The sequence below is a fragment of the Bradyrhizobium sp. USDA 3315 genome (assembly GCF_054056795.1).
Window position 1 is genome coordinate 7,924,489 of the sequence record NZ_JBSRYP010000001.1, and the last position, 22,581, is coordinate 7,947,069.

General features: G+C 61.2%; 21 protein-coding genes and 1 pseudogene. 6 read left to right on the forward strand and 16 right to left on the reverse strand.

Going from position 1 to position 22,581, the window contains the following annotated elements:
* Window positions 1–30: 30 nt before the first annotated feature.
* The 6 genes and pseudogenes from ACVIYL_RS37305 to ACVIYL_RS37330 all read left to right on the forward strand — a co-directional run bounded on the left by ACVIYL_RS37305 (window position 31) and on the right by ACVIYL_RS37330 (window position 5,928).
* Window positions 31–1,101 (forward strand): pyridoxal-phosphate-dependent aminotransferase family protein, encoded by a 1,071-nt coding sequence (locus tag ACVIYL_RS37305; protein ID WP_253609231.1) that lies wholly within the window; start codon window positions 31–33, stop codon window positions 1,099–1,101.
* 64 nt (window positions 1,102–1,165) lie between these two features.
* Entirely contained in the window at window positions 1,166–2,140 is a 975-nt protein-coding gene (locus ACVIYL_RS37310; protein ID WP_225648225.1) for an extracellular solute-binding protein, read from the forward strand.
* 4 nt (window positions 2,141–2,144) lie between these two features.
* Window positions 2,145–3,206, forward strand: coding sequence for an ABC transporter ATP-binding protein (locus tag ACVIYL_RS37315; protein WP_225648224.1), 1,062 nt, complete (start codon window positions 2,145–2,147; stop codon window positions 3,204–3,206).
* Window positions 3,203–3,970: pseudogene (locus ACVIYL_RS37320) on the forward strand (ABC transporter permease); the annotation flags it as partial. The gene ACVIYL_RS37315 and the pseudogene ACVIYL_RS37320, both read left to right, overlap by 4 nt.
* Before the next feature lie 333 nt (window positions 3,971–4,303).
* The gene (locus ACVIYL_RS37325; RefSeq protein ID WP_375167145.1) at window positions 4,304–4,840 is read left to right on the forward strand and encodes an ABC transporter permease; all 537 of its coding nucleotides are present in this window, start codon (window positions 4,304–4,306) and stop codon (window positions 4,838–4,840) included.
* A gap of 17 nt (window positions 4,841–4,857) precedes the next feature.
* Entirely contained in the window at window positions 4,858–5,928 is a 1,071-nt protein-coding gene (locus tag ACVIYL_RS37330) for a threonine aldolase family protein (protein WP_456780898.1), read from the forward strand.
* Window positions 5,929–6,440: 512 nt separating this feature from the next.
* Here the strand turns inward: ACVIYL_RS37330 and ACVIYL_RS37335 are convergent.
* The 16 genes from ACVIYL_RS37335 to ACVIYL_RS37410 form a co-directional block, all read right to left on the reverse strand.
* A complete protein-coding gene (locus tag ACVIYL_RS37335; protein ID WP_028345431.1) occupies window positions 6,441–6,626 on the reverse strand; it encodes a hypothetical protein in 186 nt (61 codons plus the stop codon).
* A gap of 49 nt (window positions 6,627–6,675) precedes the next feature.
* Window positions 6,676–7,785, reverse strand: coding sequence for a WD40 repeat domain-containing protein (locus ACVIYL_RS37340; protein ID WP_456780899.1), 1,110 nt, complete (start codon window positions 7,783–7,785; stop codon window positions 6,676–6,678).
* A gap of 8 nt (window positions 7,786–7,793) precedes the next feature.
* On the reverse strand, window positions 7,794–8,102 hold the full coding sequence (locus ACVIYL_RS37345) for a hypothetical protein (protein ID WP_225646134.1): 309 nt from the start codon (window positions 8,100–8,102) through the stop codon (window positions 7,794–7,796).
* Window positions 8,099–8,548: a hypothetical protein gene (locus ACVIYL_RS37350; protein WP_253609236.1), complete on the reverse strand. Its 450-nt coding sequence runs from the start codon at window positions 8,546–8,548 to the stop codon at window positions 8,099–8,101. The genes ACVIYL_RS37345 and ACVIYL_RS37350 overlap by 4 nt, the downstream gene beginning before the upstream one ends.
* A 14-nt stretch (window positions 8,549–8,562) precedes the next feature.
* The gene (locus ACVIYL_RS37355; protein WP_225646132.1) at window positions 8,563–10,602 is read right to left on the reverse strand and encodes a sigma-54-dependent Fis family transcriptional regulator; all 2,040 of its coding nucleotides are present in this window, start codon (window positions 10,600–10,602) and stop codon (window positions 8,563–8,565) included.
* A gap of 121 nt (window positions 10,603–10,723) precedes the next feature.
* Window positions 10,724–11,218, reverse strand: coding sequence for a hypothetical protein (locus ACVIYL_RS37360; RefSeq protein ID WP_456780900.1), 495 nt, complete (start codon window positions 11,216–11,218; stop codon window positions 10,724–10,726).
* A 139-nt stretch (window positions 11,219–11,357) separates the two neighbouring features.
* Complete coding sequence (locus ACVIYL_RS37365; RefSeq protein WP_225646130.1) at window positions 11,358–12,038, reverse strand: MIP family channel protein; 681 nt, start codon at window positions 12,036–12,038, stop codon at window positions 11,358–11,360.
* Between the two features lie 110 nt (window positions 12,039–12,148).
* Window positions 12,149–13,780 (reverse strand): molecular chaperone GroEL, encoded by a 1,632-nt coding sequence (gene groEL / locus ACVIYL_RS37370; RefSeq protein ID WP_253610040.1) that lies wholly within the window; start codon window positions 13,778–13,780, stop codon window positions 12,149–12,151.
* A 122-nt stretch (window positions 13,781–13,902) separates the two neighbouring features.
* Window positions 13,903–14,706, reverse strand: coding sequence for an iron-sulfur cluster assembly protein (locus ACVIYL_RS37375; protein ID WP_253609240.1), 804 nt, complete (start codon window positions 14,704–14,706; stop codon window positions 13,903–13,905).
* A 6-nt stretch (window positions 14,707–14,712) separates the two neighbouring features.
* Window positions 14,713–15,735, reverse strand: a complete 1,023-nt coding sequence (locus ACVIYL_RS37380) for an amidohydrolase family protein (protein WP_253609241.1) — start codon at window positions 15,733–15,735, stop codon at window positions 14,713–14,715.
* Between the two features lie 116 nt (window positions 15,736–15,851).
* Window positions 15,852–16,223: an MmoB/DmpM family protein gene (locus tag ACVIYL_RS37385; RefSeq protein ID WP_028345441.1), complete on the reverse strand. Its 372-nt coding sequence runs from the start codon at window positions 16,221–16,223 to the stop codon at window positions 15,852–15,854.
* Window positions 16,224–16,229: 6 nt separating this feature from the next.
* Window positions 16,230–17,300 carry an aromatic/alkene monooxygenase hydroxylase subunit beta gene (locus ACVIYL_RS37390; protein WP_225646127.1) on the reverse strand — a complete coding sequence of 357 codons (1,071 nt, stop codon included), beginning with the start codon at window positions 17,298–17,300 and terminating at the stop codon, window positions 16,230–16,232.
* A gap of 59 nt (window positions 17,301–17,359) precedes the next feature.
* The gene (locus tag ACVIYL_RS37395) at window positions 17,360–18,400 is read right to left on the reverse strand and encodes a 2Fe-2S iron-sulfur cluster-binding protein (protein ID WP_225646126.1); all 1,041 of its coding nucleotides are present in this window, start codon (window positions 18,398–18,400) and stop codon (window positions 17,360–17,362) included.
* Between the two features lie 82 nt (window positions 18,401–18,482).
* Window positions 18,483–20,153 carry an aromatic/alkene/methane monooxygenase hydroxylase/oxygenase subunit alpha gene (locus ACVIYL_RS37400; protein ID WP_225646125.1) on the reverse strand — a complete coding sequence of 557 codons (1,671 nt, stop codon included), beginning with the start codon at window positions 20,151–20,153 and terminating at the stop codon, window positions 18,483–18,485.
* Window positions 20,154–20,784: 631 nt separating this feature from the next.
* Complete coding sequence (locus ACVIYL_RS37405; protein WP_225646124.1) at window positions 20,785–20,991, reverse strand: hypothetical protein; 207 nt, start codon at window positions 20,989–20,991, stop codon at window positions 20,785–20,787.
* Between the two features lie 496 nt (window positions 20,992–21,487).
* Window positions 21,488–22,540 (reverse strand): NAD(P)-dependent alcohol dehydrogenase, encoded by a 1,053-nt coding sequence (locus tag ACVIYL_RS37410; RefSeq protein WP_253609242.1) that lies wholly within the window; start codon window positions 22,538–22,540, stop codon window positions 21,488–21,490.
* Window positions 22,541–22,581: the final 41 nt, after the last annotated feature.

A 22,581-nucleotide genomic window follows, 5' to 3' on the forward strand; every position in this document is an offset into this window, starting at 1 on the left:
GAGCGGGTGCGGCATGCATTGGCCCGGATAATGGTCAACCATCGCGGTCACGAATGCCGGACCGCGATCGGCGAGGCGGAGAAGATGATCCGTCCGATCCTGGGGACGACAAACCATGTCCTGTTCTTTGCGAGTTCCGGAACAGGCGTTATGGAGGCCGCGCTCGTCAACGTAGCCGGACCCGGCAGCCGGATCCTTGTGATCGAGCATGGTCAGTTCGGCGAGCGTTTCACCGCCATCGCGAAGGCCATGAACATCACGGTCGACACGGTCGCGATCGAATGGGGCCAGGCGATCGATATCGCCGCGGTGGAGACCCGGTTGCGCGAGCACACCTATTGCGCCGTCGTCGCCGTGCACAATGAGAGCTCAACCGGGATCGTGGCCGATCTCGCAGCGCTCGGCGCGCTCGTGCGCAACCGGCCAACGCTGCTGATCGCAGATTCTGTCAGCGGTCTTGGCGGCATCGAGATGCGGCAGGACGAATGGGGCGTCGATATCGTGGTCTCAGCCTCGCAAAAAGCCTTGATGTGCCCGCCCGGCCTCGCACTTGCCAGCGTGAGCGCCAAGGCGTGGCGCGTGATCGGGCAGGACAAGCAGCGATCGACCTTCTATTGGGATTTCCGTCGCGCGCTGAAATCCGCAGAGCAGAACGAGACCGCATTCACGGCGCCGGTGAGCCTCATCTACGGTCTGCGAGAGGCCTTGACGATGATGCATGAGGAAGGCTTCGCCAATGTGCTCGAGCGCCACAAGAAGCTCTCAGCCGCGCTGCGCGCCGGCGGCGCGGCGCTCGGACTAGCAGATTTTTGCCGCGATGGGCCGCGCTCGAGCACGGTCGTGGTCTTCAAGGTCCCAGACGGGCTCGAAGGCGGAGCCATCGTCCGGCAGCTCTACCAGGATCACCGCACGGTGATCGCAGGCGCCCGCAACCGTCTCTCTGGCCGTGTCATCCGGTTTGGCACGATGGGTGCTTTGAGCACGGGGACCATTCTGACCGACCTTCTGCATCTTGAAGACTCACTCACGAAGCTCGGCTTGCCGATTGAGCCGGGCGCCGGGCTCAAGGCGGCCACCGTGTACCTCGCTGCCACCACATGAGCGACGATTGAACCGATAAAGGCGAACTATGATGAGATGTCCTGCCTCCGTCCTCGCCAGAGTCGTGGCCCTCGCGGTATCGCTGTTCGCGGCCGGGCTGGCCGCGGCCCAGCAGAGCGTCGTGCTCTATTCGGCCAACGACGACACCGTGAACAAGCTTGTCGCCGAAGGCTTCGCCAAGGCGACGGGGATCAAAGTCGACGTGGTTTCGACCGGATCGGGTGTCCTTGTACGCCGTGTCGCCTCTGAGTCCGCCAATCCGCAGGGTGACGTAATCTGGGGTGTCAATGCGACGCTGCTGCGGCTGGCGAGTCCACATCTTCAGGCTTACCCGGCCACGGGCCGCGAAGTCGTGCCCGCCCAATTCCGCGATCCAAACGACCTTTGGCTGGGCACCAACATCCAGGTCGTTGTGATCGGGCAGAATACCAAGGCGATCGACAAGACCAGCGGGCCCAAATCCTGGGCCGACCTCCTCGATCCGAAATGGAAGGGCAAGCTCGCTTTCACCGACCCGGCCAATTCGGGATTCTCATATGCGGCCGCGACCACACTTCTGTCGCTGTGGGGTGCGGATGACGCGGCCTGGACGAGGATGGACGGGTTGCTTGCCAATGCGAAGGTGCTCAACCGCTCGACCCAGGTGTTCGACGGGATCGGTAGCGGCGAATATCCACTTGGCATCACCCTCGAATATGCCGGCTTCTTGTGGGCCCATAATGGCGCGCCAGTGAGCGTCACCTATCCGGCCGAGGGCACATATGCGGGCGTCGAGGGCGCGGCCATCCTGAAAGGCGGACCGAACCCCGGGCCCGCCAAGCGGCTGGTCGACTACCTGGCCAGCAAAGAAGTTCAGGAGATGTTGCTGAAAGCGACTTTCCGGCGCCCTGCCCGTCAAGATATCGAGCTCGAGGCAGTCGCACCCGGGATGCTGCCCTTCCGGGCGATCAAGGTGCTGCCTTATGACGACGCCAAATGGGAAGCGGCCCGGCGCGACACCCTCGCGCGTCTGAAGACCACGATCCAGAACACGCGCTGATCCCATGACCAGGATTCGGATTGAAAGTCTGACCCGCACCTTCGGCGCGGTGCGGGCCGTGGACGACATTTCGCTCGACATCAGGCACGGCGAGCTGTTCACGCTGCTCGGGCCTTCGGGCTGCGGGAAGACGACGCTGCTGCGCATGATCGCCGGCTTCGTGGATGTCGAATCCGGATCCATTTCCTTCGACGACCGGCGCATCGATGCCGTGCCCGCGCATCGCCGCAACACCGGCATGGTGTTTCAGAACTACGCGATCTTCCCGAACCACACCGTCGCCGAAAACGTGGCCTACGGGCTGAAGGCCAGGAAGGTCCCGGCTGCCGAGATCGCATCGCGTGTCGACAAAGCGCTCGAGCGGGTGCGCCTAGCAGGTTACGGTCCACGCTCGCCACACCAGCTCTCCGGTGGCCAGCTTCAACGCGTGGCGATCGCCCGCGCGCTCGTGATCGAACCCGCCGTGCTCCTGTTCGACGAGCCTCTCTCCAATCTCGACGCGCAACTGCGCACCGAAATGCGAATCGAGGTCCGACAGCTCCAGCAGGCGCTCGGCCTCACTGCGATCTACGTGACGCACGATCAGGAGGAGGCGCTCGCCATCTCCGACCGCATCGCCGTCTTGCGTCGCGGCAAGATCGAGCAAGTGGACACGCCCGAACGCATCTATCGGATGCCGCAGACTGCGTTCGTCGCCGAGTTCCTCGGTTCGACCAATGTGGTGCCGGGCATCGCCGGCGCTTTCGATGGCCGCAACACCCCTGTCGCGGCGGCCGGAACGGAGTTCTCGGTCAGAGGCGAGGTTGCGTCACCGGGCGCACCGGTGTTGCTGTCGGTCAGGCCGGAGGCCCTGCGGCTGGGAAGCAGTTCCGAGGGTCCGCTCGTCCAGGCACGTCTGGCGCTACGCGAATTTCTGGGCCCGATGCAGCGTCTCCACGCAACCTTGCCGGACGGCACCCAGCTACGGATCACAGCGCTCGGCGGCCAGGTACTTGATGTCTTGCCCGGCGCGCCGCTCACCCTTGCCTACGATCCTGCCCAGATCACGGCGTATCCGGCGCCATGAAACGCTTTGCCACCATCGTGGCGCTGGCGGCGCTGGTGCTGCTCGCGGTCTTTCTGCTCTACCCGCTGGCTCTCGTTCTGGATGCGAGCATACGGATCGACGGCACAGGCGGGCTGACGCTTGGGAATTTTGCGGCGATTGTGAAGAGCCGATACTACCTTGGCGGCATCGGCAATAGTCTGCTCTGCGCCGCGCTCGCGACGGCCTTCACATGCGCGATCGGCATCCCGCTCGCCTTCTGTCTTGCCCGGATCGACATACCGGGCCGCGCACTGCTGCTAACGCTTGCCTCCCTGCCGCTGGTCCTGCCCTCCTTCGTCAGCGCCTATGCGCTCGTGCTGCTGTTCGGTCATGCCGGCGTCATCACTAGCGCCTTGCGCGGACTCGGCATCCCGATCGGCTCGATCTATGGCCTACCCGGCATCGTCATCGTGTTCACGTTGACTCTCTATCCCTACGTCGTCATGCCCGTGATGGCCGGCTTCCAGGCCGTCGATGCTTCGATGGAGGAGGCAGCCCGCAATCTCGGCGGTTCACGGTCCTATGTGATCCGCACCGTGCTGCTGCCGATCGTGATGCCGGCGATACTTGCCGGCGGAATTTTGGTGTTCATTGAGGCGCTGGAGAATTTCGGCGTGCCAGCGGTGCTGGCTGAGGACCGCCCGTTCCTGGCCGTCGACATCTTCAAGCTGTTCGCCGGCGAATCTGACGCCAATCCGGCTGCTGCGGGTGCGCTCAGCGTGCTCCTGATCGCCTGCACGGCGCTCGCGCTTGTCGTTCAACGGCACTATCTCGGCAAGCGCCGCTTCTCAACCAATGCCCGCAGTGCGGCCGCGAAGCTGCCGCTGACACCGGGACCGCGGCTGGTGGCTACGGTCGTGAGTTGGGGCATTGTGATTGCCTCGCTGCTGCCTTTTGCAGCCGTGTTGATGATCTCCGTCCTGCGCTTCCGTGGCCCCGTGCTGACCTGGGAGTTCGGATTGGGCAATTACGCGACCTTGTTGTCGGGCTCCTATCGGCCGCTGCTCAACACGCTGATACTCGCCAGCATTGCGGCCATCGCCACTATGCTGATCGGCGCTCCGATCGGCTACGTGGTGGCCCGGCACCGCTCGCGCTTGTCAGGATTGCTCGATTTCGTCGGCATGGTGCCGTTTGCGGTTTCCGGTACGATCCTGGCGATCGGACTTATCATCGCGTTCAACAGCGGCCCTTTGATCTTGACCGGCGGCTGGCTGATCCTGGTCATCGCCTACGTCGTCCGCAAATTGCCCTTCGCGATCCGGTCGTCCTCAGCGATCGTGCATCAACTCGATCCCTCGCTCGAGGAAGCCTCAATCAATCTCGGGGTCTCGCCGAGCAAAACCTTCGCGACTCTGACGGTGCCGCTGATGGCGAGGGGCCTTGTCGGCGGGCTGGTGCTGGTCTGGATCACCGCAGCCTCCGAGTTGAGCGCAACTATCGTGCTCTATGCGAGCGGCTGGGTCACCACAACCGTCGTGATGTACCATGCCATCGAGGGCACTGGCGCGGGACTCGCAGCCGCCGCAGCCGCGGTGCTCATCCTGGTCACCGCAATCCCGTTGCTCCTGATCAACTGGCGCATAAGCAAACACGAAACGACCGTGATCTGACGGCGGCCGAGGACGGCATGAACGAAGCAACCAAAGCGCTCCCGAATTTTCGCAGCGACAACGTCGCGCCGGTCAGCCCTGAGATACTGCGAGCGATCGAGGAGGCTAATCGTGGCTCAGCCGCCGCTTATGGCGACGACGATTATTCGAAATTGCTGAATCAGCGCTTCTCGACGCTGTTCGAGACCGAGGTCGCGGTGTTCCCAGTCTCGACCGGCACGGCAGCCAATGCTTTGGCGCTCGCAGCCTGCGTGCGGCCCTACGGCGCGATCTATTGTCACAAGGAAGCACATATCGACACGGCGGAAGGCGGCGCGACCGAAGCCTTTACAGGTGGCGCAAAGCTTCTCACGTTGCCCGGCCGGCATTTTCGGATCGAGCCACCAATCCTGCGCGAGGTGGTTACCGGGGCGGCTTGGGGAGTCCGCAATCGCGCCCAGCCCGATGCGGTGTCGATCACTCAGGCCAGCGAATATGGGACGGTCTACCCTCTCGCCGAGATCGCCGCGATCGGCGAAATCGCCCGTGACAAGAATCTATCGCTGCACATGGACGGCGCCCGGTTCGCCAACGGCTTGGCGCGGCTCGGCTGCAGCCCGGCCGATATGACCTGGCGAGCGGGCGTCGACATCCTGTCGTTTGGAGCAACCAAGAACGGGGCGATGTCAGCGGATGCGATCGTGGTCTTCGACCACGACCTTGTTGAACCCCTGTCCTATCGGCTTCGCCGCGCCGGACAGACCGCGTCGAAGATGCGTTATGCGTCCGCACAGCTGCTCGCTTATGTCGAGGATCGCCTTTTTCTACGACTCGCGGCAAAGGCCAATTCCGTGGCTGCCTACCTTGGAGCAGGACTCGCCGCACTGCCTGACGTTCGGCTCGTCGCTCCGGTGGAAGCCAATTTGATTTTCGCCAAGCTGCCCGCACTAGCCATCGACCGGCTCACGGCGAACGGGCTGCAATTCGCGCGACGAGGCGACGAGGTGATCCGGTTCGTCGCCCGCTTTGACAGCACCGAGCAGGAGGCCGATGAGGTCATTGCCCTCGTCCGTCACGCGGTCACGGGACCAACATCAGCTGACTTGTGACGCCTGCGCGCCCCCTGTTGATGAACATAGAAGAGCAGTGTGGCGGACAAAGTGCAGCCCATGCGAACAGGGAGCGACCCAAACCCCACATTAACTCTATCGTCGACTGTAGTTGGTTCAGCTTCTCCCGAACGGCCGAATGCCGTGAGGAACACTAGCGTCTTCGCCACAATGCGCGAGCCAGCGGCTCGACCTCTCTCTACCCATCACCGCTTTGCAGCCGTCACACGTCAATTCAAGGAGGCCCTCAAGACTTGACGACGATAGATTTTTCTTGATCTCCCGGTGCACACGCGGCCTGCTATCTTTTTTCAAGACTTGAACTCTCGCTCCATCCATCATGGGCTGGTTTGCGCAAGCTCCAGCCAAATTGCGGCAGGTCGCCCCAAATTGCAGAAAATCAACGGGCGGGCACCGCTTACCATCACGGCTTCGCTGATCGACACACACAGTTCGTTCTTGTCCGGCTTAGCGCAATATCCGCAACAACGGCTATCAATCGTTGGCTTCGCTCAGCTCGTCGTTGCCGCACTTCGCTCGAAAGGTTTGTTTTCTGCGATGAACCTTGCCGCCAGCACGAGAGCGCCCATAGAGAACTCCTTGCCATGCGCGGCGATCATCCGCTCGGAAAGCTCGGCCAGCTCCTTGAAGTACTGATCTTTGCTGTCGGCTTCATTTAGCGATCGAGTAGACGTCATGGTACCCCTCCTAATGACAGCGGAAGACTTTCGCTCTGGCGCGGACCCGCTATTTGAAAATGTGGGAAGGAAACGTAATGATCGCCGCCTCCCCGTTATCCGAGCCGAATGCAAGATGCTGGCCATCGGCCGACCACCGAAGTGCGTGGACCGCGCCCCCGCCAGGTGGCTTGACGACCAGTTCGTCCGATTCCCCCATCTTGGCGACAACCACCATGCCGTCCCGGTACCCTGCTGCAATCAGCTGACCCTCGGGGTTTATATCTATTGCATCCACGAGCACGGGTCGGGCATGGCCTGTCGAAAGGCTGGCCGGCCGTTCGCTGTCGTCGCTCAGGCTGGAAATGTCCCACGCGATTATTCGATAAGCTCCGCTCGTGACAAGAACGCGGGAGTCCGTGCTCCACGCCAGGGATGAATTGTTCCCAGGATAACTGGAAATCCGAACGATCCGGGCATCGGCAAGGCGGACCAAGACGACGCCAGTCCCCACGATAGACGCGGCCAACCAGCTTCCATCGGGACTCCACGCCAAATTGGAAATTGGGCCGAGCTCGAATGAGGCCACCGGCTCTGGTCGTGCCCCGAAGGCACGAACAAGCACGCAATCGTCGACTCCCATCGCAAAGCGCCGACCATCACTTGATACAGCCAGTGCCGATGCATTCCTGCCCGCGCGCTCCTGGAGCCAGCCGACTTCGCCATTGGGATCGTAAAATATGACCGATCCACCGGAAGCGGCCAGAATGCCCCCGGCCTGCACCGGGGCGACGAGATCGATTGCGGACCCATGGTCCGCGATCAGATGCGTGACGCCGGATGGCGACACGCCGAGCAGCCGGCTGCGCTCATTTGCGACAAAGCCCGACGACCCGATCGAGGCGAGATGAAGCGGTGCGTCGCTAATGACGACCTTCGTCAATGGGGGCACCGGTTTCCGCCGCGGCGAGATTGTGGCGCGGCCTCCGTCCAGCGCGATACGACAGCGATCCTGCGGCCGCTCGATATCGGTCAACGGAGCGATTGCCAGCGCGCCATCGGTGAGCGCAAATGCGACTGCGTCTCCAGCGAAGGCCGTACTGGTGACGGGCGCCCGCACCGTCCAGTGCCGCCCGAGCAAATCATAAAGCGTTGCAGTCTCTGCTTCCATCGTGTCCATCGAACGTCTCACCTGCCGGCGGCAATCCGCCTGTCAAGATCGTCAAGGCGTCGTTCCAGTACGGCGCATTGAGTGTCGCATGCTGCCATGCCGGCGGTTGCGCTTTTCAGGCGCGCCCGTGCTTCCTCAAGCGCCTGGGCGAGCGCATGCGAGGCGCCTGTCGTGGCAATCTCACGCTCAATCTCCTGAATCTCGAATTCCGCACCACCGCCAAGCTGGAAGTTCAGAAGATTGCGCGATTGAGCGGCCGATATCTCCTGAACGACAGCCAATCGTTCCTTCAGCACTTCGATCAGGATCGGAGGATCGTCACTCATGAGTCCGCCTCGATCTGAGTCAGGATCCGCTGCAGGCCTCCGACACCAGATACAAAGTGTTGCTGCGCGTCATTGATGTGAGATTGCAGCGAGTCCCACAGATCGACCCTTAGCAACCGCGCCGGATCGCCGGCCATCGTCTCGATGACCTGAAGGCCGAACTGGTGCCGTAAGCCGATTCCCTTCAAGACGAATTCCGAAAGCTCGCGTGCATGCGTTTCGACGAAGGGACGCAATAGCGGATGCGCACCGTAACTGATATCGCGCTTTGCGAGTTCGACCTCGATGAACACGATGAAATGCCTAACCAGCAGATTCTGGCTTTCGCCAAGCAGTTGCACCACGAAAGTGACATCGCGGTCTGCGCGTGCAAGGATCTGCGATGCGATTGCCACAGCGTTGGTCGCCCCCTCGCCGCCGCTCTGCTCTTTCCAGACAGCCGCCATGCCTCATCCCGCCTTCAGGTCCGGGAACGGTATTGGTGCAATTTTCGATACAGCGTCGCGCGCGAAAGCCCGAGCTTCTCGGCAGCGGCGGCAATGTTACCACCTGCATTCGCGACCGCCCTCTCGATGGTACGGCGTTCCACTTCGTCGAAACGCGCAATCTCATCGCCTCCTGATCCCGTCGAGCTCTGCCCCGCCTGCACGGACACCGAGGAGGGCTGAGCCGACGCCATTTCCACGAAATCCTCCGGCAAATCCCGGGGAGCGACGATGCCGGTGATCGTCATCAGCACGAGGTTCTCGACCAGATTGCGCAGTTCGCGAACATTCCCCGGCCAGCTATAGCGCCGCAGCAACTCCATCGTCGTTGCCTCGAAATGTAGCGGTTGGGTGCTGTAGGTCTCCGCAAACTGCCTGTTGAAATGATCGATCAGGATATCGACATCACCCAAACGCTCACGAAGTGGCGGTATGGTGAACTTGACGACACCGATCCGGAAGTACAGGTCCTTGCGAAAACGCCCCTCCGCCACTTCCTGCTTCAGATTCCGATTGGTCGACGCTACGAGCCGGACGTCCACAGGTCGCGCCTTGCTGTCACCAAGCCTGTACACCGCGCGCTCCTCCAGCACACGGAGCAGGTAAGGCTGCAAGTCCATCGGCATCTCGCCGATCTCGTCAAGGCTGAGCACGCCGCCATTGGCAAACTCAAACCGTCCGGGCCTGCCCTCGCGCGTCGCGCCGGTATAAGCGCCCGGCGCATGCCCGAACAATTCGCCGCCGAGAAGCTCCTTGGAGACCGCACCGCAATTGAAGGCAATGAATGGCTCCTTGCCCGTATTTTGGCTGGCGGCGTGAACCAGACGGGCGAAGAGTTCCTTGCCGACGCCCGTCTCACCCTCGAGCAGGATTGCCGTTCGTCCAAGCGCCGCCCGCTCAATCTTCTCGATCGTTTGCACCAGCGCGTCACTGCATCCAACAATCGCTTCCTTGGCCGAGACAAGTGCGGTGTGGGCTGCTGGCGACATCTGGGATCGGGCAAGCCTGGCGCGTGGCTTCGCCGCGAGCACAAGCATCGCGCCCTTCACCACGCCGTCGACCACCAACGGCTCGATCCGCTGCTCGCGCAGTTCCTCGGGCAGCCCTTTGGCGAGGTCTCTCGCCAAAAAGCCCTCGTCACTTGGGAGAAGCTGCTGCCCGATACTCAAGTCATGCGACTGCGCAATCCGGTGCCAGCGGACGGATGCCATGTCGTTGTGGTGAATGACCCGGCCGAACCGGTCGAGAATGACAACCCCGTCAGCACTATTCATTCCCGGCATTCGGGAAATGCTCGCCTCGAGAAGCCGTATTCTCTCGATGCGGACCTTTTCCGAGAGCGCCAGTTCGATGTGATGGGCCGCGACCACCGCCAGGGCCACATTGTGCCGATGAAAGATTGCCTGAGGTCCGGAAAAGTCTACGATGCCGATGATGCTGCGGTCTATCGGACTGCGAATGGGGCTACCGACACAAGTCCATGCCTTGATGCCCTCCGAGAAATGCTCGGCCGCATGGACATGAACCGGCTTTCCCGTGACCAGCGCTGTGCCAATGCCATTGGTGCCGGTGACCGCTTCGGCCCAGGCCGCGCCGGCTTCCAGGCGAATATCGTGCCCTGCATCAATGGTCCGCCGATCGCCCCCGACCTCCAGCACGACGCCGTTCCTGTCGGTGATGACGACCATCGTTGCGGCGTCACCAAGCACCTCGGCAATGCGGCGGAAAGTCTCGGCGCTCGAACCAAGCAGGTCATCGTTCTTCAAACGCAGCTCATAGAGATCATCCGGCGAGGCGAGGAGATTACTGCCCTTGCCACGAGCATCGACCCCGGACTTGACACTGCGTTGCCATGACTCCTCGATGAGACCGCGCACCGGAGCGTTTTCGCGCCTCAGGTCTCCGAAGGTCAGGAAATTTTCCCATGCCTTGTTGGTTTCGCCCTCATCGTATGGCCGCCCCTGCTCCGCGTCCGAAGCTTTGTAGCCTTCCAGGGAAAACGGCGGCTTGGCCATGAGCGTTTCCGTCAGCATTGGAGCACCATACGTCCGTTGGCAAACAGCAACCCGATCGGCAAACACAAACTGAGCCGGAGCCCATCGGGATCACTTTCCCTACAGGCTCCGCTCACGCAGATCATTCGACGCTTCTGGAGATCGCGTCCAGGCCGAGGCGACCTGAGATGACCTGTTCAAGGTGGGCTTCCGACGTCTCGTCGGGCACACTCACTCCCTCAAGGTCGGCCAGGACCCTGTACAATTCGTCGTCTAGCGGCTCGAAGATCCCGTTCTCGCGTGTCGCCAGAGCGAAGTATCGCGATTGGCCGTTGCCGCGCAATTCGCCGACAAAATCGAGCTGCCGTCCCGATGCAAGATCGGCGATCACGACGCGACCGTTATGGCTGATCCGCACATAGGGCTCGGCCTCCTTTGGACGGGCCGGCGGCGTGGACCAGAGTTTGCCCGATGGCTGCGGTTGCGGAGGAGGCGTCGGATTGCGCAGCTGCTGCCAACGCCCGAGTGTCAGATGATTGGCGAGCGCGTTGATCGTGGTGCGGTTCTTCTGAAGGAAGTCCTTGGCCGCCACCTCTTCCCGGTGCGGACCGTCGCGCTTGGAGATGATGTAGACCATGTCCCTTTCCTCCCGCCCGGCTGATCGGATGAGCCTGGAGGCTTGTTACACTGCCTCCTTCGGCTCATGCCGGGACTTTCAAGATTGTAACCCGTTCCGGATCGTTGTCACGGTGCAATCAGTCATGCGATCGCGAACGTCACGCCGTCGCCACCATCTGGCGCGTCACCCCCGCCTTGAAGACGTAACCGGACAGTGCGGCCCCCAGGCACGGCGCTACAAAATAGAGCCACACCTGTGACAGCGCATCGGAGCCAGCAAACAATGCAGGCCCCAGCGAGCGCGCCGGATTGACCGATGAGCCCGACACGGCAATGCCGGCAAGATGGATCGCGACCAACGTCAGACCGATCACCAACCCGGCATAGGCAGACGCCGCTCCGTTTTGCGTCGCACCAAGGATCACCGTCAGAAACAGGAAGGTTGCCGACGCTTCGAACACAAACGCGGATAAAACACCGTACTGGCCCCAGCCATTCTGGCCAAAGCCGTTCGCCGCGACATCGTAGCCTCCGACCTTGCCTTCGGCGATGAGGTACAGCACGGCTGCAGCCGCGATTCCTCCGACGAATTGCGCAACGATATAGCCGGAGAAATCCCGCGGCGACATCCGCCCGGCGACGAGCATCCCGAGGCTGACGGCCGGATTGAGATGAGCACCGGAGATATGTCCGATCGAATAGGCCATTGCGACCACGGTCAGGCCGAATGCGAACGCGACGCCCAGCAAGCCGACCTCAGCTCGCATGAAGATCACGGTCGCACAGCCAAAGAACACCAGCGCGAACGTACCGATAAATTCCGCAACATACTTCTGCATAGCTCCCCCTCCCTGGTGATGGATTCGATATCGAGGCCTCTGTCCCCCTGGTCGCGGCCCGCATCGTCTCCTGAGACGGTGCGGTGGAACGCGGACCGCGTGCACGTGCCTCATGCGCGGCCAAGCTTCTCCGCTCCGCCGCCCAATGCCGGCCCTTGTGTCGGATCGATGTACTCCGGCACATCGGCAATCAGGGTGTTGGTGGTCAGCACGAGCGTGGCGACGGAAGCGGCGTTTCGAAGTGCCGTATAGGTCACCCGGACGGGGTCGATGATGCCAGCCGACACCATGTCGATGAATACGCCGTTGGCGGCATCGAACCCGACCCCTGCCCGGGAACTCTGCAGATCGGCTATGACCGTCTCCGCATCATGGCCTGCGTTCCGGGCAATGAAAGCGGCGGGACGCGACAGGGTTTCGCGCACCAGCTTGATGCCCTCACCCAGATCGCCATTGATGTTGCCGAGTGTGCGCGTCACCACCGGCGCGCACTGCGCCAACGCCGTGCCGCCACCGGGCACGATGCCCTCCTCGACCGCGGCGCGGGCCGCGCTGAGCGCATCGTCGATCAACTGGATCGTCCGCTTCTGCTCGACGGGAGTGACGCCGCCTGCAAGGATCACGGCGGTCCCGCCCGACAGCTTCGCCAGCCGCTCCTTGAGCTTGTCCTGTTCGATGTTAGGCGGTGCCAGATCGTGCTGCTTGGCCACCTGCTGACGCCGCGCCGCAATCGCCGCATCGTCGCCGCCACCGCGAATGATCACCGTTTCCCGCGCGCTGGCCCGCACCTGCCGTGCGGTCCCGAGATCGGTCAGGCCGGTTTCTTCCAGTCTGCCGCCAAGCTCGCGCGCGATGACCCGTCCGCCGGTGATGATGGCGAGATCGTCCATCATTGCCTTGCGCCAATGACCATAATCAGGCGGATTGACCACCAGGATCTTGCCGCGATTGTCATCGCCGAGCAGCGTGACGACCACTTCCGGCGCAATCTCCTCGGCGACGATGACGAGCGGCCGCCCGGTCGCGGCAACGGTCGCACGCACCGCCACCAGCTCGGCCGGCGTTTTGATCTTCAAGTCGGTCAGGAGGATGTACGGCTGATCGAGCACCACCTCCATCTTTTCGACATCCGTCACCATGTGGTGGGAGATGTAACCGCGATCGAACGACATGCCCTCGACGACTTCGAGCGTCGTGCTGGTCGTCAACCCGTAGTCGGAACTGATGATGCCATCCTTGCCGACGCGCTGGACCGCCTCCGCAATCAGACCGCCCAGATGGGCGTCGGTCGACGCAATCGTGGCCACCGCCTCCAGCGTCTTGCGGTCCGATACGACGATTGCCGAGCTCTTCAAAGCATCGACAACGACCTCGACGGCCCGGTCGATCCCTTTGCAGAGATCGACGGCCTTGGCGCCCCGCTCCAGTGCTGCAACGCCTCCCTGGATGAGGCCATTTGCAAGCACCATGGCGGTGGTCGTGCCGTCGCCGGCGACCTCGTTGGTCTGCATCGAGACCTCGCGCACCACCTGCGCACCCATGTTCTCGAAGCGATCAGGCAGTTCGATTTCAGAGGCAATGGTGACGCCATCGCGCGAGACGATGGGCGTGCCGATCGGCCTGTCGACCATCGCGTTCATGCCCTTGGGACCGAGGGTCGATTCGACCGCCGCTGCAAGCTTCTGGACCCCGCGCGCGAGAGCACGGCGGGCTTCGGTATGATGTAGTAATACTTTCGGCATTGGCTTCGCTCCCAAGCGGTCGGATCTTGTTGTCTGATTGGGCGGACTTGCTGACCGCTCCGGTTCTTGGCGCTTCCGGGCAGCGCGCAAAACGCACTCCCACGCTTCTAGCTCCTCTAAGGTCAGGGGCTGCCCGATGAAGCAGCACAGCGGCTGCCACAGCCTCCGCACGGTGACGGCGTCCGTCCAGGATTGCCGTCGCTGAGTCCGCGATCGCGGACAGCAAGCAGGCCTCTGCACAATGAACTGTTGAACTCCATATTGATGCGCACTCCCCGCAGCCGCTGCAGATAAGACGCCAGTTCGTGCCGTTTGATGGGGGCCCCCTCGTAGGTGACAAACGTGCGATCCTCCGGGAGGCAGGCCAGGCCTGCTTCAATCAGAAGCTCGCGATAGCGGGGCTTCTGGCGCGCAACATCCGGCGAAGCGAACTCGACCTCGTCAAAGCTACGCAGACTCATCCGGCAGATCTCCGGATCCTCATAGCCCAGCCCCCGCAAGGCCAGTATCATGACCTCCTGGCGCCGCTCGAACGCCTTGCGGCGGAACTTATCCCGCAATTCGTCAAGCGAGCCTCCAGGCGCAAACTCCTTGAGTGCATCGGCAAACGACCTCCCTTCGCGGACACCAAGGTTGATCTGCTCCGCGACCATATGGTCCCGAAGCTGCGGCCGCGCCTCGCGAACCCACGACAGCGACGACACCGCCCGGCGCATGTCGTCGGCCATGAGGAATGCGAAGTTCGCCGAACACCAATATGTCGGCAACCGAAAGACGATATCGACATCACCATCGTCGTCGACGGTGACATGCTCGACGAATCCGAGATCGGTCACCGACTCGTCGAGTTCGGGGTCTGTGACCAACGCGAGGCGCTGCCACACCTCGCTGGTCCTTCGGTCATGCTTCAAGAACGGCGCGTTCATGTGATGTCACCCCGCCGCGGTCGCGTAGGTACCTTTGGCAAGCTTCGCCTTCTGCGCCTCGACGTCCACGCCATAAAGCCGCGCAGCGTTGAGACCGAGGATCTTCTTCTTGGCCTGCGGCGTCAGATCGACACCGTGCTCCTGCTTTAGATCCTCCGGCAGCTCGAAGTTCCAGAACTTCTCGACCAGCCAGCGGGGCGTCCAGATGGCATAGTCGCTGCCGAACAGAATCTTGTCCTCGCCGACCCAAAACAGCAATTCGCTGATCACTTCCGCGAAATACCGGGGACGTCCGTGAATGAACGGAAGCGCGACCGCAAGGCCGCCATAGACGTTGGTCTCCTGCACGGCGATCCAGCAGAAATCGTCCAGTCTGGGCAACCCGCAATGCTCGATGATGAAATTCAAGCCCTGGAAGTCGGTCGCCGCATGATCGACGTCGTGAACATCGAATGCATCCTTGTCCAGCGGGATGATGGTCGGCCCCTTGTGGACGTGGATGTTCGTGATACCGAGCTTCTGGCAGAGCTCGAAGCAACGATAGGCGTTCGGATCGGTGAGCTTCCAGCCCCGCGACTCGCCCTTCCACTCGGCGGTGTAGAGCTTGACGCCCTTGATGCCGAACGTTTCTTTCATGTAGTGAATATATTCCAGCGCCCGCTCGCCGTCGCGCGGATCAAATGCGCCGTTGACGATGAAGCGGTCCTTGTACTTCTTCGCCATTTCGGCGTTGCGGTCGATGGTGTTGAATCCATTCTTGTAGAATTCCGTGAGGTAGGTCGACTGCACGATGGCCATGTCGTCCGGACCGTCGACGAACAGATCGCGGTACATCTGCTCTGCGCTGTACTTCTCGAACTGCTCTTTGGGCCATAGCTTGTCCTTTGGACTGAGCGAGCTGTGGTAGGCATAGAAGCAATCAATGAACTGCTTGCCGTGAATGTTGAGCTGGTTCGCCGGACTGCCGTCCCAAAAGTGGGTGTGACCGTCGATGACGAAGACTTCCTCGCCCGTGGGAGTTATGAACATGATGGTCTCCAGGAATTTGATTAGCTCTGTTCGATCAATCCACGCGTCGTAGCTGCGCGAACACCTTGGAAGCGGCGGGCCACACCTTTGAGGATGCGGCCCCCAGTGAGTGAGCTTCACTCGATGTATTCGAAGACCTCGTCCATGTTCCCGAACAGCGTCACCGTATTGTCGTCGATGCGCACCATCCGGCCGTAATGGGTCGAGGTATTCACTTCGAATATCTCGGCCGTCATGTCCTTTCCGAGGATGTCGCTGATCTCGTCCATCTTGAAGATCAGCTTGCCCTCGCCGTCGATGCGGATCAGGGCCGGCTGGTAAGTCACGGTCACGTTCGGCTTCTTGCCCATGAATTCAGCGATGGCGCGCGCCTCGACGCTGTCGTTCATAGTGACGCCGCACTGATGGGAAATCGTCTGTTCGAAACGAAGATCTCCCATCTTCTGGAAGATGTTCTGGTTAGTCGCACTTCTTGAAGCAACGGACATTGCAGTCTACTCCTTGGGAAGGACGAGACCGAGCTCGCCGAGAATCTTCTTGATGCGCTCGACCGACTGCGCGCGGACGTCGGCGTACTGCACCGGCTTCGAATGTGGCTGCGACCAGATCGGCTGCAGTCCGGCGGCCGCCTTGCTTGCCAGCGCCACGTGCTTGTTCACCCAGCCCTGAAACAACTTCTTGTTGTGCGCGGCATACTGATTGTCGCTCACCAGCAGATGCATCAGATCGATCGTGTTGGCGAGATTGCGCTCATAGTCGGCCTCGGCCGCCGAAATCACCGTCGGCGTGATGAAATCGCCGTTCGGCGAGCCGACCTGCATCAGGAAGCCGCTGCGGAACAGCTCGCCGACCAGCGGCTCGAACACGATGTTGGTGGCGAAGTACTGTTCGAGATAGTCGGCCGACCCCATGATCGACTCGATCGCTTCGCGGGTGCCCTGCCAGCCTTTGTCCTCCAACCACGCCCGCTTGCCTGCGGCGTCGTCGAAGCCCGGAATGTCCATTCCGATCTCGGCGAGATAGAGCGTAATGTCCTGGGCCAGACGAAGCTTGTAGGACGAGTTCGTCAGGGTCGCGTTGTTGATCATCTGGGTATAACCGTAGCGCTGAGCCTGCATCAGCGACGTGCCGAGCCCGAACTCGGCATGTTTCCACGCGCCGAGATGGTTTTGCAGGATCTTGACCCAGGCCTTGTCGAACCCCTTCGGCGCGCCGGACTTGCGGCCGTTGGCGATCACCGATTGGACCATCGTCTCGATCTTGGACTGGCGCTGGTAGTGGGTGCGCTCCCACTCCTGGTCGGGCGCACGGAAGGCGTGCCAATTCGAGCTCAACGCGGCCGTGTTGTCCTTGGTGTAGGCCCCCTTCCCGTTGGGAAACGAGATGATCCAGTCCTGCAGCAAATAGCGCTCAGGATCGGGCTGAACGTCTACGGTCACGTCCTCATAGTGCGTCGCCCGCTTGCTGCGTGGCTCGAAATACCGGTACTTGCGGCTGTCCGAATCCGGAAATACCGCAGCTCCTGCTGCACCGGATTTCGCTAGAACACTTTGAACGGCAGTCATGGTCGTCTTCCTCCTCCCTTGGTGGGCTCTACAAAAGGCACGCTCGCTAGTCGGAACTCTCAGTTGTTGGCTGGTGTGAACTTGTCGAAGAAGATGCGATCCGACTCGACGTCGTTCATCTGCAGCACTGGCACCAGCGCCTCGATCATCGGCGACGGTCCACAGGCATACACGTCGACGTCTTCGCCATATCCCGCGCTGCGAAGATGCGCTCCGACAGCTTCGTGCACGAAGCCCTTTGCTCCATCCCAGGCCGTGTCATCGGCCGCATGGGAGAGCACCGGAACGAAGTGGAACTCCGGATGCCTGGCGGCGAGCTCCGCGAAGCGATCGAGATAGAAAAGATCGTTGCGCGTCCGTGCTCCGTAGAAGAAGTGTACCGGGCGTTCTTCGCCAGACGCGATGTGATCATGCAGAATCGACCATAGCGGCGACATTCCCGATCCGCCGCCGACCAGGACTATGGCTCCGGTTCTGTTTTCTCGCCGGAAGCAGGTCCCGTAGGGTCCGCGGAGTCCGACCGCGGTTCCGACGGCGAGGTCTCCGTCGAGCCGGGAAGAGAAGCGTCCGTTCGGGTACTTCTTGATGATGAAGGCGAGCTTTTCGCCCTCGATCGGCGAATTTGCCATGGAAAACGAGCGCGTAATCGTCTCTGCCCCCGAGAGCGTGATGTCGACATATTGACCAGCCCAGAACTTCAGAGGTTGCTCGAGCGAAATCTCGAGAAGCCGGATGTCATGGGTCAGTGCGGAGACGCTCGTGACTGTGCCCGTGAAGTCCCTGACCGGGATCGATTTCGACAGCACCTCCTCGTCATAGTTGAGGAGCTCCACCTCGAGATCCGAATAGGCCAAGGTCCGGCACAGCAGGATGTAGTCCTGGCCTCGCTCCATCTCGTTGAGGGCGAACGTCGAATACTTCTTGAGTTCTACTTCGCCTCCGGTGAGAACGCATTTGCACGCCGAGCACTGCCCCTCCTTGCAACCATGAGGCAGTGCGATGCCCTGGCGGAATGCGGCGTCAAGAACGGTCTCGTTCTCCTCGACCTCGAATTCTATGCCTACCGGCTGCAGGCGAACGACATTAGCGGGCGTGCCCATAGGGCCTCCTCAAACCAAGGCTTGCGTATCTTCCGGAGATCGATCGGGAAGAGCCGGCCGGAGCCGGCTCCTTCCGTCTCGGTTAGTTGCAGGGATTGATGGTGAATCCCTTGCGGTACTCGGCGAGGTGCTTCTCCCGGTCGGCCGGGCTCATCTCCCGCAGCGTGAGCAGCGGGCTCTTCAGGATGTGGCCGCGGACGTCGTCGAGCGTCCACATTTCCTTCTCGTCGAAGCGCAGGTGCGGCTGGGCGACCAGGGTCTTGCCGTCCGTGCGCACGAAGCCGAGATCCTTGATGGCATCGGCGATATCCACGTTGTGGTAGACGCTTTCCCATTCGCGACGGCCGCTGAACCGTCCCATCGCCGGGGTCGGACGCCCCTGGTACTCGCCGGCGAAGGCTTCGACGGCCGTCCACCGATCGAGCTCATGGGCGAACGTGTAAAGCTTGCCGTCGATCTCGCCCGTGACCATGTCCTCGCGGATCAGGCAGGGCACCAGGCACGACCAGCAACGATGCGGATAGACGTAACCGACATCGCTGTTGAAGAGGATGTTGGTCTGTCCGCGGTGCGACAGCTTCTCGTACCATTTCCAGAAGTCGCCGAACTGCGCATACCAGCCAGGATACTTGTGCTCGAACCACTCGAAGTCCTTGTCGGTCTGGGCCTCGATGCGCCAGAAGTTGGCCGACCAACCGACCGCGAAGAACTGCGCGACCTTGTGGACGTAATGCTTCTCGGTCAGCCGCTTCCAGGCAGTCTGAACGTCGTCATGATGGATCTTGATGCCATACTTCTCGAGCGGCAGCATGTACGTGCGATAATAGTCCTCGAAGATCCAGCGGTGCCACATCTCCGCATAGGACTCCTTGGCCTTGTCGCGGTTCGTGGTGCCGTATTCGATGAAGGTTCCGATCGCCGCGTCGACGATGGCGTGGTTCTGCCAGAACGCATAGCGCATGTCGCGCTCCAGCAGCAGATGGTTCTCCGGCTCCTTCAGCATCGACATCAGCATCGAGTGGCCGTTGCCGATGTGCCGGCTCTCATCCGACTGAACTGACAGGAACACCGTCGGCAACGCATAGTCACCGTTGCGTGCGGCTTCCGACGGCATGGCGACGAACAACGTGTTGGTGAACGCGGTTTCGGCGACCACGGTCAGATACACGTTCGCAGAGGTGATTGCGTCCCCAGTGATGAAGCCCTCACCGAACTGCCTGCCGATCGTGGTGGCGTAGCACTTTCCGAACGCTTCCTCTGTGATGTCGAAGCCGGCCGGATCGATGTAATTCTCCATGTACCACTTCTTGAGATTCATCTGGATCGTCGAGTGACGGAACTCGTCGACCATCTGCATCGTGAAGCCGGTGCGAAGATCTTCACCCGGAGCAAGGCGACCAACCATGGCCATGGATCGCGCTGCGGAGATTTCCGGGAACGGAATGATCGCCAGGAACAGCTTCATCCACTCGACCCAACGTGGCTCGACGTTGCGGAACATGTCGCCGCGCAGCGCAGCGTCGAGCGCACCGTAGACGCGGTTGTCCTTCTCCTCCTGCATCGGAAAATAGGAGCGGAGGACCTGCTTCATCGGATCCTTTGGCGCCTTCGCAATCTTGTAGTCCGTGGGAAAAGTCATCGCTTCCTGGACGTAGGAAGGGTTCCATCCGAGATCTGCAATCTTCTTTGCAGCATCACCGACGGATATGCCGCGCTGAGCGGTGATCTTGTTGAGTGTTAAAGTTCCAGACATCTCGTCTTTCCTCCTGATCGGGTCAGAAACCACATCGATATTCCGCCTGCCTGAGCCTTCGAGGACCGGGCAGTGCTTACCCGCGCGTTACGGGCCACCTCGCGACCGTTTGCACGGCCGGACGCTTGATATCGGCAAGGGTTTCGGGAACGACTGTGGTGCACCGCAACGATGATCAGGAGCGATCTTCCGAACCACGGTCCTTCGATCGCAATGCTTCATCCCGCACATCATGCGCCCTCAGCCAAGCGTCCCCTTCCCTCGTTCTTGTCGCGGCTCGCCCCGGACGGAGCAGTCGGCATTGTTGTGAGCAGGAGCTTTGCAATGGGCGTGCCAGCGCGTTGGAAGCACTGGCCAGCGCGCTTTCAGAGGCGCTGATGCTGATATTGAGTGGACGGAGCCGTCACATCCGCCCGGCTTGCGGGTGAAGGAGATGCAGATTGCGACGGAAATTGCAGAATGAGAATCCCGACAATGCAAAAGCATCGGCGTGCGCAGCAATTTTTGCACCGCAAAAGCGAAGTGGCTTCGTCGGAAGCCGCAGCGACCGCACGTTGGATGCCGCGATGTTTCGGGATCTCGACCTGGATGGCTTTCTTGCCCGAACGCTTCCCCCACACGGTTGGACGAGCTAGCGGGAGGTGTCCGCAACGGCCGAGTGCTTCGTCTGCGCCGCCTTGGAGATCCAGCGGTCGCAATAGAGTGCGTAGCAGTCATGACCGCAGAAGGACAGCCCGGTGCTGAATTCCTTGAGATAGCTCGCGCCGATTGGCTCACAGCAAAGCATGCAGAGGGTTCTCGGGCGCAGCCTCATGCCGTTCACCAGAATGAACCTCATGTGACGCCTCTCAATGCGAAGAAACGATGTCACTGGCAATCGCCCCAAATCATCCGCGGAACCGCGAAGCATCTTGCAGTCGGCTCCCGGCGTTATTGAATCGATCAATGCGTGCTGCGATGGGTGCCTGCGCATAGTTCGTGCAACGGCCGTGCCAGACTCCCGACCACCGCTTCCTGAACAAAGTGATCGCCGGTGATCCTGGATGACCGCGCCGCCCCGACTTGAGAGCGACCGCGACGCAAATTGCGACAACGATATGCAAATTGAGACTCGCTGCGAACTTCCGTTGGTGTTTTTGCGATGCAAAATGAGCATCTGTTGGATGCCTGGAAGCCGATTTGATCGACTGGCTGCTTCCGCCCGGTCCTAAAAACCTCCTTCCTTCAAGCCATCTCCGGCCTACACAACCGAACGAGAGCTCCTTCGCTGTGACAGGTGGCCGGGCCCGTGAAATCCACCACGAGCAAATGCTCGCGGTGGACCACGTTCGACTTCACGGAATCAATACGGCGCGTCCATGAATCTTGCCGGCATTGAGATCATGCAAGGCCTTGTTTGCATCGGCGAGGCGATACTCGGCGGTCGCCAATTCAACCAGACCGCGGTCTGCGAGCGCCATCAACTCCGTCAGTTCGGCCCATGTGCCAACCAGATTGCCGATGATGTTCTTCTCGGTGATCACCATGTCGACGGTCGGAATGCGGATGTCCTCGCCATAGCCGACGACATAGTAGCTGCCCATCGAACGGGTCATCGCCAGCCCCCTGGATGTCGTGCCCTTTTCGCCGACGAAATCGATCACCGCCTCTGCGCCGTTTCCGCCAGTCAGAGCCAGAACGGCAGCCACTTCATCGCCGTCGGCTTTCACCAGATGGTCGGCACCTGACTTTTCGGCTAGCTTCAGCGACGCTTCGGACTTGTCGACGACGATAATATCGGCGGCGCACATTGCCTTGAGGCACTGGATTGCGATGTGGCCCAATCCACCTGCACCGATAACGACGCAAGACTCGCCGGGCAAAAGGTGACGCGTCGCCTTCTTGACGGCGCGATAGGCGGTGAGCCCCGCATCCGCGTAAGGCGCCACCTCCTTGGGGCCAAGCGTCCGTGGCAGCGGCACGATATTCCGCTCCGAGGTGCAGAGGAATTCTGCATAGCCGCCGTTGCAATCCAGACCAGGAAATGTGCCGGGGCCATGCATGTCGAAGCCGCGACGACAGGCGAGACACGTCCCTCCGGTGATCTTCGGATGAACGATGACGGGGTCTCCCTTTTTCAGTCCCTCGACTTCCTTGCCGACCTCCTCGACCCAACCTGCATTTTCGTGTCCCATGATGATGGGGAGGAGTTTGTCGCCGGACGGATCCATGTGCGGCTTCCAGACGCCTTCGATGATATGGAGATCGGTCCTGCATACGCCCGCGCCGCCGATTCGGACGATAACGTCGGTCGACTTCGCAAGCTTGGGATCAGGTACGTTTTCTTCGATGACCCAGCGGTCGTTGGACAGCTTCTCGTCATACGCTCTCAATACTTGGGCTCTCATGTTCTCCTCCGTCTGCCCAGCGAACCTTGCGCTCGCCGTCG

Coding starts and splice junctions, on each gene's coding strand:
- ACVIYL_RS37390 (WP_225646127.1), bottom strand. CDS start 17,300: ATGACTGCCGTTCAAAGTGTTCTAGCGAAATCCGGTGCAGCAGGAGCT.
- ACVIYL_RS37330 (WP_456780898.1), top strand. CDS start 4,858: ATGAACGAAGCAACCAAAGCGCTCCCGAATTTTCGCAGCGACAACGTC.
- ACVIYL_RS37410 (WP_253609242.1), bottom strand. CDS start 22,540: ATGAGAGCCCAAGTATTGAGAGCGTATGACGAGAAGCTGTCCAACGAC.
- ACVIYL_RS37375 (WP_253609240.1), bottom strand. CDS start 14,706: ATGAACGCGCCGTTCTTGAAGCATGACCGAAGGACCAGCGAGGTGTGG.
- groEL (WP_253610040.1), bottom strand. CDS start 13,780: ATGCCGAAAGTATTACTACATCATACCGAAGCCCGCCGTGCTCTCGCG.
- ACVIYL_RS37365 (WP_225646130.1), bottom strand. CDS start 12,038: ATGCAGAAGTATGTTGCGGAATTTATCGGTACGTTCGCGCTGGTGTTC.
- ACVIYL_RS37350 (WP_253609236.1), bottom strand. CDS start 8,548: ATGGCGGCTGTCTGGAAAGAGCAGAGCGGCGGCGAGGGGGCGACCAAC.
- ACVIYL_RS37360 (WP_456780900.1), bottom strand. CDS start 11,218: ATGGTCTACATCATCTCCAAGCGCGACGGTCCGCACCGGGAAGAGGTG.
- ACVIYL_RS37315 (WP_225648224.1), top strand. CDS start 2,145: ATGACCAGGATTCGGATTGAAAGTCTGACCCGCACCTTCGGCGCGGTG.
- ACVIYL_RS37345 (WP_225646134.1), bottom strand. CDS start 8,102: ATGAGTGACGATCCTCCGATCCTGATCGAAGTGCTGAAGGAACGATTG.
- ACVIYL_RS37400 (WP_225646125.1), bottom strand. CDS start 20,153: ATGTCTGGAACTTTAACACTCAACAAGATCACCGCTCAGCGCGGCATA.
- ACVIYL_RS37395 (WP_225646126.1), bottom strand. CDS start 18,400: ATGGGCACGCCCGCTAATGTCGTTCGCCTGCAGCCGGTAGGCATAGAA.
- ACVIYL_RS37355 (WP_225646132.1), bottom strand. CDS start 10,602: ATGGCCAAGCCGCCGTTTTCCCTGGAAGGCTACAAAGCTTCGGACGCG.
- ACVIYL_RS37405 (WP_225646124.1), bottom strand. CDS start 20,991: ATGAGGTTCATTCTGGTGAACGGCATGAGGCTGCGCCCGAGAACCCTC.
- ACVIYL_RS37380 (WP_253609241.1), bottom strand. CDS start 15,735: ATGTTCATAACTCCCACGGGCGAGGAAGTCTTCGTCATCGACGGTCAC.
- ACVIYL_RS37335 (WP_028345431.1), bottom strand. CDS start 6,626: ATGACGTCTACTCGATCGCTAAATGAAGCCGACAGCAAAGATCAGTAC.
- ACVIYL_RS37305 (WP_253609231.1), top strand. CDS start 31: ATGGTCAACCATCGCGGTCACGAATGCCGGACCGCGATCGGCGAGGCG.
- ACVIYL_RS37385 (WP_028345441.1), bottom strand. CDS start 16,223: ATGTCCGTTGCTTCAAGAAGTGCGACTAACCAGAACATCTTCCAGAAG.
- ACVIYL_RS37340 (WP_456780899.1), bottom strand. CDS start 7,785: ATGGACACGATGGAAGCAGAGACTGCAACGCTTTATGATTTGCTCGGG.